Below are 14604 nucleotides of genomic sequence, written 5' to 3'. Positions count from 1 at the left end.
CGCGCAGGCGGAGAGAAAGGACCAGGCGCCACCGCCTAGTGCTGTGACGCATAGGTTCGCGGGGTCGGTAGTTGGAGCGGTTGGATGGGCGGTGACGTTCATTCCGACCGTTGGAGGTGTGGTGGCCGAGCCTGTGCGGGTGCGCAGACTGACCGACGAGGAAGGGGCAGAAGCTGCAGCACCCTGGCCGCACTGAAGTCGATCCGCTCCGCCCGGCCCGACGGCGCCCCGATCTGCGCTGGCGCAACGCCACCGTCCGCCACCCCGACGTCCTGGCCGCTCAACGCCGAAAACGAGCCCGCATCCGCAACGAGAAGGGCATTCGCTGGGGCGGACGCCCGCTCGTCGGCGCGGCCTGACAGCACTTCGCGCCCATCGCCTCCGACCCAGCGAAGGATCCAGAGGACACTCGTGAGCATCCTTACGACGCATCGCGCTTTGCTGAGCCGTCTGCTGCCCGACGACACACCGGACGACCTTGCGGTACGTCAGGGGCAATTCCACACCGTGGTCATCGGCTCGGACCGCGTCGTGTGCCTGCCTCGCACCCGGGCAGCGGCCGCCCGGTTGACCGAGCGTGCGGCCGCACTGCACGCACTCGCCGGCCTCGACTTCGGTTTCCGTACACCTGAGCCGCTGTTCCAGGGCGGCGCCCACGGCACCGACGAGGTGCCGTTCCTCGTGCTCAGCCGCATTCCCGGGGAACCGCTGGAGAACGACGCCCTCGACGATGCCCAGGTGGTCGACACCGTGGCGGCGCAGTACGCCACGCTGCTGTCCGGTCTGGCCCGTGCCGGCACCGACGAGACGGTACGAGCAGTTCTTCCTCGGGCAGCAGAAGGCCGGTGGCGGCGGTTCGCGGAGAACGTGCGCGCGGAGCTTTTCCCGCTCATGTCCGACAGCGGACGCCTACGGGCCGAGCGGGAACTCGCGGCACTCGACAGCCTTCCCCACGACACCCGGGCAGTGGTGCATGGCGACCTTGGCGCCGAAAACGTCCTGTGGGAATGGACGCACGGCCTGCCGCGCCTCTCCGGAGTACTCGACTGGGACGATGTCACGCTCGGCGACCCGGCAGAGGACCTCGCAGCCATCGGCGCCAGCTACGGGCCTGAGCTCCTGGAGCGGGTACTCGCCCTGGGCGGCTGGTCACACCACGGACTCCTCACCCGCATCGCCGCGATCCGCGGCACATTCGCCCTGCAACAAGCCCTCTACGCCATCCGCGACGGCGACGAAGAAGAACTCGCGGACGGCCTGGCCGGCTACCGCTGAGGCAACACCGGCACATCCGCTTCAACGAGCACTTCACATCAACAGCAACCCGGCGAACCTATGCGGTCACAGCACTAGCTGTATTGCCCCGGGAGGTTGTGGGCGGGTGATGCAGGTCTCGGCTGAGGGATCTTGAACGGGTAAGGGCCTTCCGGGGTCGGTGTGGATTGCGACATCTGCACCGACCAGCAGGAAGGTCCTCGTGCCCCACCGTAGTGCACCCCTGACCGAGACCGGACGCCTGCGCCTGGCCCGCTGTGTCGTCGAGGACGGCTGGCCGCTGCGGCCGGGCCGCCGAACGTTTCCAGGTCTCACCCACCACCGCCCAGCGGTGGGCCGGCCGGTACCGGCTCCATGGCGAGGCCGGGATGGCCGACCGCTCCAGCCGCCCGCACCACAGCCCCCGCCGGACACCGCCCCGCACCGGGCAGCAGACCATCAAGGCCCGCCTGACGCGCCGGTGGGGCCCGGCCCGCATCACCCATCTCCTGGGCCTGGTGCCCTCGACCGTCCACCGCGTCCTCACCCGGTCCGGCCTGGCACGCCTCGCCCACCTGGACCGCGCCACCGCCCGTACGCCGCTACGAACGCGCCCGGCCCGGCGAACTCGTCCACGTCGACATCAAGAAACTCGGCAACATCTCCGACGGCGGCGGCCACAAGCCCCTCGGCCGCCAAGCAGGCCGCAAGAACCGCTCCGGGGAAGGCTACAGCTACATCCACACCGCCGTCGACGACCACTCCCGCCTCGCCTACAGCGAAATCCACGCCGACGAGAAGAAGAAAACCGCCACCGCCTTCTGGACCCGCGCCCAGACCTACTTCACCTCGTGCGGCATCACCGTCGAACGCGTCCTGACCGACAACGGCGCCTGCTACAAATCCCACACCTGGCGCGACACCCTGGCAGCAGCCGGGATCACCCACAAACGCAACCGGCCCTACCGCCCTCAGACCAACGCCAAGGCCGAACGCCTCAACCGCACCCTGCAAACAGAATGGGCCTACCACCAGGTCTTCACCAGCAACACCGCACGCTCCCACGCACTGGCACCATGGCTGACCTTCTACAACACTCGACGCAGACGCACCGCGCTCGGCGGCCACCCCCCGATCACCCGACTGTCACCAACGTCATGGCCGAATACACCTAGGCGTACCGAGCAACCCGGTGGGGCCTGTCAGATCGTGGTCGGCAGCGCGTTTTCCAGGAGGGTCTCCGCCGCTGTCCGCGCGTGCCGGCCGTAGTTCGGCTCGCCCAGAACCATGGCGCGGCTGGCGGCGCCGTCCGCGAGGGTCACGAGTTGCTCGGCGAGGACGGCGGGCTCGCGGCAGCCCAGTTCCGCTACCAGGTCGGTCACCAGCCGCACCATCAGCAGTTTCTGTTCGCGGGCGTAGGAGTGGACCGCGTTCTGGGGGTCGGGGAACTCCGCGGCGGCGTCGATGAACGGGCATCCGCGCACGGGATCCGTGCCGGTCGGGGGTGGGTCGAACAGTGCGAGGATTCGCTCCTTGGCGGGGATGTCCTCGCGTGCCAGCACGCCCTCCAGGCTCCGTCCCGTCGAGGAGAGGTCCTTGAGATGGGCGAGGACCAGCTCGTCTTTGGTCCTGAAGTGCGCGTAGAGGGTGCGCTTGGACACCGGCGCCCGCTCTGCGATCTGCTCCATGCCGGTCGCATTGATCCCCTGGCCCGCGAACAGTCCGGCCGCGGCGGCCAGGATGCGCTCCCGCCCTCCGCGCCCCGGCCGTCGAGACGCCGTCGTCACCGTGGTCATGACGTAAGTATACGTTCTTGTTTACTTCAGAGGGGTGGCTGACTATAGTGCCACTTCAAGTAAACGATTGCGTTTACTCAGGTGATCCTGAGGAGAGTTCCATGAGCGGACCGGGCTTCACCCGGACACGCACGAGCGAGGCGCCCACCGGCGGGACACAGCTGGGCGGGACGCGAACGTCGGAGTACGCCGAGCAGCTGATCCGCGGGCGCCGCGCGACCCGCGCATTCCGTCCCGACCCCGTACCCGAGGACACTCTGCGCGAGGTCTTCTCCCTGGCCGGCACCGCGCCGTCCAATTCCAACGCGCAGCCGTGGCGGGTCGAGGTGGTCGGTGGCGCACGGCGAGACCGTCTGGCCGACGCCCTGCGAACGGCCCACGCCGAGCGACGCGTCACGGCCGACTACCCGTACTCCGAGAACATGTACGCCCCCGTCCATCAGGAACGGCGGGCCGCCTTCGGTGCCGGTCTGTACGGAGCGCTGGGCATCGGCCCCGACGACCACCCGGCTCGCGCGGCCTATGACGCGGAAAGTCTGGGCTTCTACGGGGCGCCCCATGCCGCGTTCCTGTTCGTCACCGGCGACGGCGGGCCGCGACTGGCCGCCGACGCCGGCGCTTACCTGCAGACGCTGCTGCTGGCCATGACCGGCTACGGCGTGGCCAGTTGCCCGCAGGGCCTGCTCAGCTTCTACGCCGACACCGTCCGCGATCAACTCGGAGTGGACGAGGGGAAGCTGCTTGTGGGTATCTCCTTCGGCTACGCGGACGAGAACGCGCTGGTAAACCGGGTCGCGACCGGCCGGGCGGCTCTGGAGGCAACCACCACATTCCACACCTAGAGTCGGTCCCGAAAGCGCTGGTTACAGCCACTCGTTGAGGGCTGCGACCAGTACGGTCGCCTCGTATCGGACGGCGGGTTTGTCGTATCTCGTGGCCGCAGCGCGGTTCCGTTTCAGCGGGTTGATCCCGCACTCCACGGTGTGCGGATGCGTTCGCGGACGGGCTGGAACCGCGGGCTGTCGTGACGGTGGCCCGCAGCGATCAGCAGGGACAGCGGCTTCTGCCCCTGCTCGGTCACGAGGTGGATCTTCGTCGTCAGGCCACCACGGGAACGTCCGAGCCCGTGATCGTCCGGCTCGGGGTCGACCCCACCGGGCGGCTCACGCTGCAGATCCCCTTTTTGCGCGCGCCGGCGGCGTGTTGGTGGGCACGGCAGACGGTCGAGCCCACTGCCGGTCCGTCAGGTCCCTCGCGCCACACCGTGATCACCACAGCTCAAGATCCGCTTTCGCGACAGCCCCCAGGAGCCCGAGGAGTCGCTGAGCCTCTGACATGTCGATGAGTGCTGCTCGGAGGCAACACCTCTAGAGCGGCAACGGGGTGTGGGGCCAGCGGGCGCGGGCCTGTTCCTGGGAGCGGAGGGTGGCGAGGGTCAGGAGGCCCTGGGAGGGGGCGGTGGTGAGGAGGTCCGGGAGGGCCGGGAGTGGGGCGAGGGCGGCGATGTCGTCCAGGACCAAGGTGAGTGGTGGGTCGAGCCGGCCGGCGGATGACCGTGCGGCCATGAGGCGGCCGTGCTCGACCACGTAGGAGAGGAGTGCGGTGAGCAGGGGCATCGCACCCGGGGTGGTGCGCGGATCCTCGATGGGTTCGCCCACCACGTAGAGCGTTCCCCCTTCGTTCGCGAATGATTCGAGGAGGAGCGCATCCGTTCGGGACGGGGTGCAGGCGTCGCGGAGGTGGACCGAGGAGAGGGCGGACAGGACGCGGCCGACGAGTTCCTGGGCGCGTGCGCGACGTTCGGGGTGGGCGGTGAGCACGGACTCCAGCTCGCCGGCCTGGCCGGCGGACGCCCTGGAGTGGGTGCGCAGGACGCGTACGGGTTCCTGGGCGGCGCCCGTGGCGTGCGTCCAGCGGTGGAGCTGGCGGAAGGGGCGGCCGTCCACGGCGGCGGCGTGCAGCCAGCAGCGCAGCAGGGTCTGGGCGGTGTCCGCGACGGTCGCGTCGAGGGCGCTCGCCGGGCGGACCGGGGCCAGCAGGGCGGCCGCGCGGGCGGCGGCGGTGGCGATGTCCTCGCAGCCGATGGTCGGCGACCAGCGCAGCCTGGCCGGGGTGTCGAGCCGGTGCGTGGGGTCGTAGACCGGTACGGGGCCGAGCTTGGCGCGGGCGTCCTTGGTCTCGGCCCAGAGCGTGGGGTCGGTGGTGGCGATGACGAGGGGGCCGTCGGCGGCGGTGATGGCGGAGAGCACGGTGGCGCGGGCGGCGGACCGGTCGGTGCCGAAGTGGACGCGGGGGAAGACGGGTTCGGTGAGGTGGGTGGTGCCGGGGGTCGCGGGGGTGGTCGGTGACGCCGTGAGTGCGGGGGCGGCGAGGCCGTACGTGGCGGAGGGGACGGGAGAGGCCGAGGACGACGCCGCACCTGAGACGGGCGCGCCCGTACGAGGCGGGAGTGCGCCGGGTGCGGAGGTGCCCGTGAGGGCTGAGGGTGCAGAGGGGGCGCCTGCGGCAGAAGGGAGGAGACCCGCTGCCGGGACGGTGGCGGACGAGGACGCTGTGGCGGAGGGGACGCCTGGCGACGGCGGGAGAGTGCCCGCTGCCGGGACGGCGGCGTACGAAGGCGATCCGGCAGAGGAGACGCCAGCCGACGGCGGGACAGCGCCCGCTGCCGGGACGCCCGCGGGCGAAGACGTCCCGGCCACAGGAACACCTGAAGCCCCAGCCCCCACCCCAGGCACAGAGCCCCCGGACGGCGAAGGTACGCCCGCCACAGGGGAAGCCGCGCCCGCCGCAGCCCCATCACCCACCGATCCCGCCGCACCGGCCACACCCTCAGCCCTCGCCGACGCACCCCCGCCCCCCGCAGTTCCCCCCACGGACTTGTCCCTCGTAGGACCCCCCTGGCGCCGCGCTCGTCGTACCGCGCGGTAGCGGGTCACCGTCCCCAGGGCGAAGATCGTCAGCACCATGAGGATCATCAGTTCGCCGATGAGGAGGCCCCAGAAGAGGCCGTAGCCGGAGAGTTGGCTCTTGGGGGTGTCGGGCCAGGCGGCCGCGAGGTCGTGGGGTTCGGTGACGAGGTGGCGCAGGGCGACGGGGGTGCCGGAGAAGGTGACGTGGTCGGGCCAGGCGCCGTGGGTGAGGAGGCCGGCGAGGCCGGTCGCCGTCCAGACCAGCACGGTCAGGCCGAGGAGGAAGATCAGCAGCCCTATGAGGAGGGAGTCGGGGATGCCGCGGTGTGCGGGGCCCGTCCCGTATCCGTCGCGTCCGAAGTCCGTTCCGTGCCGCACGTCAGTGTCCTGCCGTTCTCACGCCACCGTCTCGCTCGACTTGTTCCGCAGCTGCCTCTCCAGGGCGATGGCCTCGGCGCGCGCCTCGGCCTCCGCGTCGGCCGCGCGGTCCAGTGCGCGGGCCTCGTCCGGGCGCGGTACGGATGCCTCGGTCATCGCGCGGTCGGTGAAGACGAGGGGGCGTTCGGCCTCGGTGACCAGGTGTTTGACGACCTGGACGTTGCCGTTGACGTCCCAGACGGCGATGCCGGGGGTGAGGGTCGGGATGATTTCGACGGCCCAGCGGGGGAGGCCGAGGACGCGTCCGGTGGCGCGTGCCTCGTCGGCCTTCTGGGCGTAGATGGTGCGGGTGGAGGCCATCTTGAGGATCGCGGCGGCCTCTCTGGCGGCCGCGCCGTCGACGACGTCGCTGAGGTGGTGGACGACGGCGACGAAGGAGAGGCCGAGGCGGCGGCCGAATTTCAGCAGGCGCTGGAAGAGTTGGGCGACGAAGGGGGAGTTGATGATGTGCCATGCCTCCTCGACCAGGAAGATCCGTTTCTTCCGGTCGGGGCGGATCCAGGTGTGTTCCAGCCAGACGCCGACGATCGCCATCAGGATGGGCATGGCGATGGAGTTGCGGTCGATGTGGGAGAGGTCGAAGACGATCAGCGGGGCGTCGAGGTCGATGCCGGCGGTGGTCGGTCCGTCGAACATGCCGCGCAGGTCGCCGTCGACGAGGCGGTCCAGTACCAGGGCCACGTCCAGGCCCCAGGCGCGGACGTCGTCTATGTCGACGTTCATGGCCTCGGCGGAGTCGAGCTCCGGGTGCCGCAACTGCTCGACGATGTCGGTCAGTACGGGCTGCCGCCCGGCGGAGGCGTCGGTTCCCTCGGGGTTGTCGTAGGCGCCGAGGACGGCGGAGTGGGCGACCTTGAGGGCGAAGCCGGCCCGCTCGTCGAGTCCGCGGCCCATCGCGACCTCGATGATCGTGCGGAGCAGGGCCAGTTGCCCGGTGGTGGTGATGGACGGGTCGAGGGGGTTGAGCCGGATGCCGCCGTTGAGCGCGGCCGTCGGGTCGAGGCGGATGGGGGTGATGCCCAGTTCCTGGGCGATGAGGTTCCATTCGCCCACGCCGTCCTCGCCCTGGGCGTCCAGGACGACGACCTGCCGGTCGCGGAACCGCATCTGGCGCAGGACGTACGTCTTCTCCAGCGCGGACTTGCCGTTGCCGGACTCGCCGAGGACCAGCCAGTGGGGGGCCGGGAGCTGCTGACCGTAGAGCTGGAAGGGGTCGTAGATGTAGCCCTTGCCGCTGTAGACCTCGCGGCCGATGATCACGCCGGAGTCGCCGAGGCCGGGGGCCGCGGTGGGCAGGTAGACGGCCTGTGCCTGGCCGGTGGAGGTGCGTACGGGCAGCCGGTTGGTCTCCACCTTCCCGAACAGGAAGCTGGTGAAGGCATCGGTGAGGGCACCGAGTGGATCGAGCATGGCCATGACGTACGCGCCTCCCAGCGGCTGTGACGGCGTTAGCGGCGGATACCGGTCGCGAACGGCAGAGTGTTGACGAACGCCCGGTGGTGCTCGCGGTCGCACCACTCCAGCTTGAGGTAGGACTTGCCGGCCGAGGCGCGGATGGTGCGCTTGTCGCGCGCGAGCGCCTCGGGCGAGCGGGAGGAAACGGTGATGTAGCCGACGAGGTTGACGCCGGCGGCTCCGGAGGCGAGGTCCTCGCCGCGCTGGTCGACGCGTCCGTGGTGGGCGATGTCCCGCGGGTCGACGACGCGGTTCATCTTGGCGGCGCGGCTGGCCTCCGCGTCGTCGTTGGTCTTCTCCGTGAGCATCCGCTCGATGGCGATCTCGGTGGGCTCCAGGTCCATGCAGACCGCGACCGTGCGGATGACGTCGGGGGTGTGCACCAGGAGGGGGGCGAGGAAGTTGACGCCCACCGGGGTCAGCGGCCACTCCTTGACCCAGGCGGTGGCGTGGCACCAGGGGGCGCGGGTGGCCGACTCGCGGGTCTTGGCCTGGAGGTACGTCGGCTCGGTCGCGTCCAGCTCGGCCGGCCAGGCGTTGCGCTTGCTCATCGCCTGGATGTGGTCGATGGGGTGGTCCGGGTCGTACATGGAGTGGACGAGGGAGGCGAGACGGGCCTGCCCGAGGGGCTGGCGCACCCGGATGTCGGCCTCGGCGAGGCGGGCGCAGATGTCGGTGAGCTCGCGGGCCATGACGACGGCGAGGCCGGCGTCGCGGTCGGTGCGGCGGAGTCCGCTCTGGGCGGCGGCCGCGCGGGCCATGGTGTGTGCCTCGTTGGCCAGTTCGCGGGTGTAGTGCATGCACGCGACGAGATAGGCCCGGTGCTGCTCGGAAGAGGTGGAGACCATCGACTGGAGCTGGTCGTAGGAGTCCTGGAGCCACTGCGGGGCGGTGGGGTCGCCGCGCTGGGCGACGTCCTTGGCGTGCGCGTCCGGGTCGGCGGGCAGGGTGCGGGCCAGCATCTGGAGGCGGGTGACGAAGCCGTCGCCGTTGGCCACGTGCTTGAGGAGGGTGCCGAAGCGGTCGACGAGGGCCTCCTGGTCCTCGCTGTCGCGCAGGCCGACGCCGGGGCCCTCGATCTCGATGGCGGCGGTGACCGTGCGGCGGTCGGCGTGCAGCAGGACGGCCATCTCGTCCGGGCCGAACGGGGCGGTCAGCCAGTTGATCCGGCCGATGCCGGGCGGCGGGCCGATCTCGACCTCCTGGCCGTCGAGGCGGACGCCGGCCTCGGCGGCGGCGGAGCGGTAGACGGCGCCGCGCCGGACGGTGCGGCGGTAGCTGCGGCTGATCTCGAACCAGCGGTAGAACGTGCGGCCCCGGTAGGGGACGTACACGGCGGCCAGGGCCAGCAGCGGGAAGCTGACGAGGGCCAGGATGCGCAGGGTGAGTTCGGTGATCGACAGGCCGCCGATCATGCCGAGGAAGGCGCCGCCGATGATCAGAGCGATCTCGCCGGTTTCGCGGTTCTTGCCGATCACGGCGTTGGGCCGGGCGCGGCCGATCAGATAGGTGCGTCGGGGTGCGACCGAGGGGATCTCCGTGCTCAACTCCCCTCACCTCCTGCTGTCTTGCCGGTGCGGGCGCTGCTGCTCGGTCCGGGGCTGGTGGGGGTACGGGGTGCGGGGGTGGCCGGCCGGGGCTGGCCGGAGCGGGTGCCGTGTGCGGCGACGCCGCCGGAGACCGCTTCGGTGGAGCGGGATGAGCCGCCCTGGGAGGCGCCCTGGCCGCCGCCGTCGTCGGACCGGCGGGCGCTGTGGGTCTTGATGCCCTGGGAGACCAGGGCGGCGGGGGAGCTGAGAACGGTGGCGGCGGCGTTCTCCGCGCCCCGGCTCATGCGGTTGTTGCGGGAGGCCGCCATCTCGTCGCCGAAGCCGGGGACGAAGCGGTAGATCATCGCGCTGGCGAAGATGGCGAGGATGATGATGGAGAGGCCGGAGACGACGGCGGAGAAGGCGTTGGGGCCGTCGCCGGAGGAGAGCGCCCCGGCGATGCCCAGCACGATGACGATGACCGGTTTGACCAGGATCACCGCGATCATGACGCCTGCCCAGCGCCGTACGTGGCCCCACATGTTCTTGTCGACGAGGCCGGCGTAGACGACGGTGCCCAGCAGCGCGCCGACGTAGAGGAGGGCGGCCCGGACCACCAGTTCCAGCCACAGCACACCGGCCGCCAGGATGGACACCAGGGACACCACGATCAGCATGATCGGGCCGCCGCCGATGTCGGTGCCCTTGGTGAGGGCGTCCGAGAACGAGCCGAAGAAGGTGTCGGTGCGGGCGCCGGTGCCCTTGGCGAGGATGTCGGTGACGCCGTCGGTCGCCGAGACGACGGTGTAGAGGATCAGCGGGGTGAAGGCGGAGGCGAGCACCGTCAGCCACAGGAATCCCACGGCCTCACCGATCGCCTCGGTGAGGCGGACCCCGCGTACCGCGCGCTTGGCGACGGCGAGCAGCCACAGCACGAGGGTGAGCACCGTGGACGCGGCGAAGACCACGGCGTACTGGCGCAGGAAGGCGCTGTTGGTGAAGTCGACCTGGGAGGTGGCCTTCACGGCGTCGGAGAGCTTGGTGACGATCCAGGAGGCGGCCTTGGCGCAGCCGGTGGCGAGCGCGTCGAGCGGGTCGAGGGGGTTGCTGCCGATGTCGGCGCCCGGGTTGGACGGGCCGCCGGTGCCGCCGCGCTGCTCGCACAGCTCCTTGGCCTTGCCCTCCAACAGGCCGCAGGCCGTGTCGGACGGCGAGGGGGACGGTGACGGGGAGCCGGACCCGGACGGGGTGGGCGTCGGGTCCGCGAAGGCGCGGGCGGACAGCAGCACCAGGGTCGTCTGGACGCCGGCGAGCGCCGAGGCGACGGTGAGGGAGCGGCGCCGGTTGTTACCTCGCATAGGTGAACCCTCCGAACCCTTCGACGGCCTTGGACATCTCCTCGGCGGTCGCGGCGGTCTGGTCGGTGGCGATCGGGGCCGGCCCGGTCTTCTGGGTGGATTCGGCGATCTTCCAGTCGCCGCCGACCCATGTCAGCCGCATCGTGGACGTGTACCAGCTCTCCGTGACCGGGTTGCGGGAACCCTGGCCCGCGAGGCCGAACAGCAGGGAGTACCAGACGGAGACCTTGGCGGTGCCGTCCTCGAACTTCTCGGTCCGGGTGCCGACCGGGTTGGCCCGGGACACGAAGGTCATGCCGCCGGGGACACCCCCGTCGGCCTTGAGGCCGGCCGCGGCGAGGAACTTCGGGTCGGAGTAGACCTTGCGGAGGTTCGCCTTGCGGGCCTCGGCGGCTTGCGGGGTGTAGACGGCGTCGAGGATCGCGTCGCGGCGGTCGGCGGTGTACATGCCCGCGCCGGCGAGTGCGACGGCGTAGTTGGCCGCGGCCGACTGCGCGCCCTGTTCCGTCTTGGCGAAGCCGGAGGCGATGCCGTCGTGCTTGCCGCCGACGGGTCTGGTGCCGGTGGGGGCGGTGGCCCCGGCGGCGGTGTCGGGGCGCGGGCCGTCGGAGGGCCGCTCGGGGTCGGAGCCGCCGCCGCGGTTGGCGAAGGCGATGGCCGCGAGCAGCAGGACCACCACCCCGACGGCCATGACGAGGTTGCGGCTGGAGGCGCCGGTGCGGGACCGCCGTCCGGTGCCGTAGGTGTCGCCCTCGCCGTCGGGAAGTCTCGTACGCGTCTGGCCCGTCGGCCCGTCGCGGTAGCCGCTGTCGTCGCCGGCGCTCATCGTCCGTGTGCCCCCTCAACCACCATTGCCGTTTCCGCCCTTGTCCTGCCGCCCTCGTATGACCGTAGCCGCGTGGGGGGCGGCTCGGGTGAAGCGGTACGAGTACATCTCACCGTGACGTCCCCTCAGAAGACGTCGGGCAGAGGCGAATGGGGGACTCTGTGGCATTTGCACTGCTCGTCCCTCTTCTCGTCCCGGTCGGCTTCCGTTCTCCGGTGCCTCCTGTCCCCAGGTGGCGGGCAGGCCAATCGGACCGCTGGTCGCGGGGGTGCCGCGCGGCGGATCGCGTACGGGAACGGGGGAGCATGAGCGGGTGCCTCGGAGGGGGAGGAGCCGCGCCGGGCCGGTGGGGGCGGGTGGAGGCACGAGGGCGGCGGAGGGGCGGGGGAAGGGGGCGCACAGGGACGGGACCGGTGGGTGGGTACACATGCGCCCCCCCGGACCCCGTGGTGCGGGGGTCCGGGGGAGGGGCGGGAGTCGCTAGACGGCCATCCCGTAGACGATGGTGAAGAGTGTGCCGAGTGAGCCGATGATGAAGACGCCGGTCAGTCCGGCGACGATCAGTCCCTTGCCCTGTTCGGCGCTGAAGGTGTCGCGCAGGGCCGTGGCGCCGATGCGCTGCTTGGCGGCGCCCCAGATCGCGATGCCGAGACACAGCAGGATCGCCACCGCCATGATCACCTCGACCATCACGCGTGCCTCGTTGCCCAGGCTGCCGAACGGGCCCCAGTCCGGGGCGATTCCGCCGATAATGGTGGTGATGTCGCCTTTGTCGGCCGCAATGAACATATGTGAACTCACCGCCCCTTATGGGATGTTGCCTACTCGTACCATGTGGCACGGGTCAGTCTCCATCTTCGCCGACAAACACGCCATCAGATGACGGCTCGACGGCATTCTTTGGCGGATCCCGTGGTGATGGCGTGAGAATGCGGCTACCCATAGCCCGTCGGGACCGTTAATCTCACTGTGTGTATCATGGACGGTAACTGTGGGCAATGATCGGTGGGGGTGGTACTGCTCCGCCCCGCCCGGCCGTTCGGCCTGACGGGCCGCCACCGCACCCCGGGGGAGGGCGGTCCGCCGCCCGGTCGAGCGCCCCCTGCGCCGTCCCATGCGCCGTCATGCGGCAGAAACTCGCGGATGTGTTCGGGAAAAGGCGGTGAAGTGGGTGTGGATGGGGGAGGGTTGGAGGGTGCGTAAGTTCTGGATCGCCGGCGGGATCGGGGTCGGGCTGGTGCTCGGCTTCATCGGGCTGCTCGTCTTCGGCACGTACACGGCGGCCGCGAGCCTGAGCGGGGGCCGGGCCACGGGGCTGGCCAAGGGCTCGGTACCGGCCGAGTACCAGGCGCTGGTGCAGAAGTGGGGCACGCTGTGCCCGGCGATAAGCCCCGCGCTGCTCGCCGCGCAGCTCTACCAGGAGAGCGGCTGGAACCCGCGGGCGCAGAGCCCGGCGGCCGCGCAGGGAATAGCGCAGTTCATCCCCGGTACGTGGGCGACGCACGGCATAGACGGCAACGGCGACGGCAAGAAGGACGTCTGGGACCCGGAGGACGCCATTCCGTCGGCGGCCTCGTACGACTGCGAGCTGGCCGGCTATGTGAAGGACGCGCCGGGCGACGCCACGGAGAACATGCTCGCCGCGTACAACGCCGGTGCCTACCGCGTGATCCAGTACAAGGGCGTCCCCCCGTACAGCGAGACGCGGAACTATGTGAAGACCATCACCACGCTGGCCAAGAGCTTCGAGGCGCCCACCGGCCCGGTGGCGGCGTCGAAGCAGGCCGCCGCGGCCATCTACTACGCGCAGGAGCGGCTGGGCACCCCGTACCTGTGGGGCGGGACGGGCACCGCGGGGCAGAGCGGGCGGTTCGACTGCTCCGGGCTGACCCAGGCCGCGTACCGCTCGGTGGGGATAGACCTGCCCCGGGTGGCGAACGACCAGTGGAACGCGGGGCCGCACCCCAAGCGCAGCGAACTGCTCCCCGGGGACCTGGTCTTCTACGCCAACAACCTCAACGATCCGCGCTCCATCCACCACGTCGGGATCTATGTGGGCGGCGGATACATGATCAACGCACCGCACACCGGCGCGGTGATCAGGTTCGACCGGATCGACGCCATGCCGGACTACATGGGAGCGACCCGCGTCACCTCCGACGGCGCGAAAGCACTCCCCCGTGGGAACACCACATGAACATGAGTCGCTGAACAGCGCCCTGAACTGCGGGGAAGGGCCGGGATCAGTCAAGCTTCGATAACGTCGTGGTGATCATCCGGTAGAGAGTGGAACGCACCGCCGGAGTGCCGCGTTTTCCTCACGGGAACGGGCGGACGCGGCACACGCACGACACAGCGATGTGACAGGGCACGACGACCACGGGGGTTGGCAGCACACCGACGGCGCTCGCGCGCGTGACAGGAGATAAGGGGCCACGGCAGATGGCTGGACTCGCACTTGAGGGGCCGAACCCTGACGTCGACGTCCTCGACGGCATCAACGGCCTCGCGAAGGGTGCCCCCCACTGGGTCAACCGCGCGATGGAGTACCTCGGCGAGTACGGCATCATCGCCGCCCTCGGGGTGCTGTGCCTGGTCGCCTGGTGGGGCGCGCGCCGCAGGCCCGGCGCGGCGTACGCGGTCGCCGGGCTGGTGTGGGCGCCGCTGGCCGCCGGCCTCGCGCTGCTGGCGAACATCCCGATCCGCGCGTTCGTCGAACGGCCCCGGCCGTTCACGGAGCACGCCGGTCTCGCCGTCCTCGTCCCGGGCAAGACCGACTTCTCGTTCGTCAGCGATCACGCCACCTTCGCCATGGCCGTCGGGGTGGGCCTCTTCATCGCGCACCGCAGATACGGGCTGATCGGCATCGGGCTCGCGCTGCTCGAAGGGTTCTGCCGCGTCTACATGGGCGTGCACTACCCGACCGATGTGGTCGGCGGCTTCGCGCTGGGCACGGCCGTCGCGCTGCTGCTGGCACCGCCCGCCCAGGCACTGCTGGTGCCGCTGGTGACGGCGGTGGGCCGCACCCGGGCGGGCCGG

General features: G+C 70.7%; 12 protein-coding genes and 2 pseudogenes. 6 read left to right on the top strand and 8 right to left on the bottom strand.

The window, feature by feature from the left end; genetic code table 11:
* Positions 1–233 precede the first annotated feature (233 nt).
* The 3 genes and pseudogenes from AC51EU_RS18130 to AC51EU_RS18120 all read left to right on the top strand — a co-directional run.
* Positions 234–359, top strand: a pseudogene (locus tag AC51EU_RS18130) (IS630 family transposase); the annotation flags it as partial.
* 52 nt (positions 360–411) lie between these two features.
* Positions 412–1275, top strand: a complete 864-nt coding sequence (gene vph / locus AC51EU_RS18125) for a viomycin phosphotransferase (protein ID WP_496268025.1) — start codon at positions 412–414, stop codon at positions 1273–1275.
* Positions 1276–1477: 202 nt separating this feature from the next.
* Positions 1478–2523: pseudogene (locus AC51EU_RS18120) on the top strand (IS481 family transposase).
* Here AC51EU_RS18120 and AC51EU_RS18115 read toward each other — a convergent pair.
* Positions 2457–3050: a TetR/AcrR family transcriptional regulator gene (locus AC51EU_RS18115; protein ID WP_496268024.1), complete on the bottom strand. Its 594-nt coding sequence runs from the start codon at positions 3048–3050 to the stop codon at positions 2457–2459. The pseudogene AC51EU_RS18120 and the gene AC51EU_RS18115 overlap by 67 nt on opposite strands.
* Before the next feature lie 101 nt (positions 3051–3151).
* On the opposite strand from AC51EU_RS18115, the gene AC51EU_RS18110 reads away from it, so the two are divergent.
* A complete protein-coding gene (locus tag AC51EU_RS18110; protein WP_496268023.1) occupies positions 3152–3892 on the top strand; it encodes a nitroreductase in 741 nt (246 codons plus the stop codon).
* A gap of 113 nt (positions 3893–4005) precedes the next feature.
* On the opposite strand, the gene AC51EU_RS18105 is transcribed toward AC51EU_RS18110, so the two are convergent.
* From AC51EU_RS18105 to AC51EU_RS18075, 7 genes are all read right to left on the bottom strand, one after another.
* Positions 4006–4131, bottom strand: a complete 126-nt coding sequence (locus AC51EU_RS18105; RefSeq protein ID WP_496268022.1) for a hypothetical protein — start codon at positions 4129–4131, stop codon at positions 4006–4008.
* A gap of 286 nt (positions 4132–4417) precedes the next feature.
* On the bottom strand, positions 4418–6337 hold the full coding sequence (locus AC51EU_RS18100) for a hypothetical protein (RefSeq protein WP_496268021.1): 1920 nt from the start codon (positions 6335–6337) through the stop codon (positions 4418–4420).
* Between the two features lie 18 nt (positions 6338–6355).
* Entirely contained in the window at positions 6356–7807 is a 1452-nt protein-coding gene (locus AC51EU_RS18095) for an ATP-binding protein (RefSeq protein WP_496268020.1), read from the bottom strand.
* 38 nt (positions 7808–7845) lie between these two features.
* The gene (locus AC51EU_RS18090; protein WP_496268019.1) at positions 7846–9399 is read right to left on the bottom strand and encodes an SCO6880 family protein; all 1554 of its coding nucleotides are present in this window, start codon (positions 9397–9399) and stop codon (positions 7846–7848) included.
* The gene (locus tag AC51EU_RS18085; RefSeq protein ID WP_496268018.1) at positions 9396–10739 is read right to left on the bottom strand and encodes an energy-coupling factor transporter transmembrane component T family protein; all 1344 of its coding nucleotides are present in this window, start codon (positions 10737–10739) and stop codon (positions 9396–9398) included. The genes AC51EU_RS18090 and AC51EU_RS18085 overlap by 4 nt, the downstream gene beginning before the upstream one ends.
* Positions 10729–11565 carry a hypothetical protein gene (locus AC51EU_RS18080; RefSeq protein WP_496268017.1) on the bottom strand — a complete coding sequence of 279 codons (837 nt, stop codon included), beginning with the start codon at positions 11563–11565 and terminating at the stop codon, positions 10729–10731. Before AC51EU_RS18080 ends, AC51EU_RS18085 begins: the two co-directional genes overlap by 11 nt.
* Before the next feature lie 480 nt (positions 11566–12045).
* Positions 12046–12354 carry a DUF8827 family protein gene (locus AC51EU_RS18075; RefSeq protein WP_496268016.1) on the bottom strand — a complete coding sequence of 103 codons (309 nt, stop codon included), beginning with the start codon at positions 12352–12354 and terminating at the stop codon, positions 12046–12048.
* Positions 12355–12760: 406 nt separating this feature from the next.
* On the opposite strand from AC51EU_RS18075, the gene AC51EU_RS18070 reads away from it, so the two are divergent.
* A complete protein-coding gene (locus AC51EU_RS18070; RefSeq protein ID WP_496268015.1) occupies positions 12761–13762 on the top strand; it encodes a C40 family peptidase in 1002 nt (333 codons plus the stop codon).
* Between the two features lie 245 nt (positions 13763–14007).
* On the top strand, positions 14008–14604 hold a 597-nt coding region (locus AC51EU_RS18065; RefSeq protein WP_496268014.1), incomplete at its 3' end, for a phosphatase PAP2 family protein.

The organism is Candidatus Streptomyces philanthi (genome assembly GCF_059553635.1).
This window is presented reverse-complemented; position numbering and strand designations above follow the sequence as displayed.

Bases quoted from the DNA above. Each gene is read 5' to 3' on its own strand.
- AC51EU_RS18115 (WP_496268024.1), bottom strand. From the start codon at position 3,050: ATGACCACGGTGACGACGGCGTCTCGACGGCCGGGGCGCGGAGGGCGG.
- AC51EU_RS18075 (WP_496268016.1), bottom strand. From the start codon at position 12,354: ATGTTCATTGCGGCCGACAAAGGCGACATCACCACCATTATCGGCGGA.
- AC51EU_RS18095 (WP_496268020.1), bottom strand. From the start codon at position 7,807: ATGCTCGATCCACTCGGTGCCCTCACCGATGCCTTCACCAGCTTCCTG.
- AC51EU_RS18080 (WP_496268017.1), bottom strand. From the start codon at position 11,565: ATGAGCGCCGGCGACGACAGCGGCTACCGCGACGGGCCGACGGGCCAG.
- AC51EU_RS18085 (WP_496268018.1), bottom strand. From the start codon at position 10,739: ATGCGAGGTAACAACCGGCGCCGCTCCCTCACCGTCGCCTCGGCGCTC.
- AC51EU_RS18110 (WP_496268023.1), top strand. From the start codon at position 3,152: ATGAGCGGACCGGGCTTCACCCGGACACGCACGAGCGAGGCGCCCACC.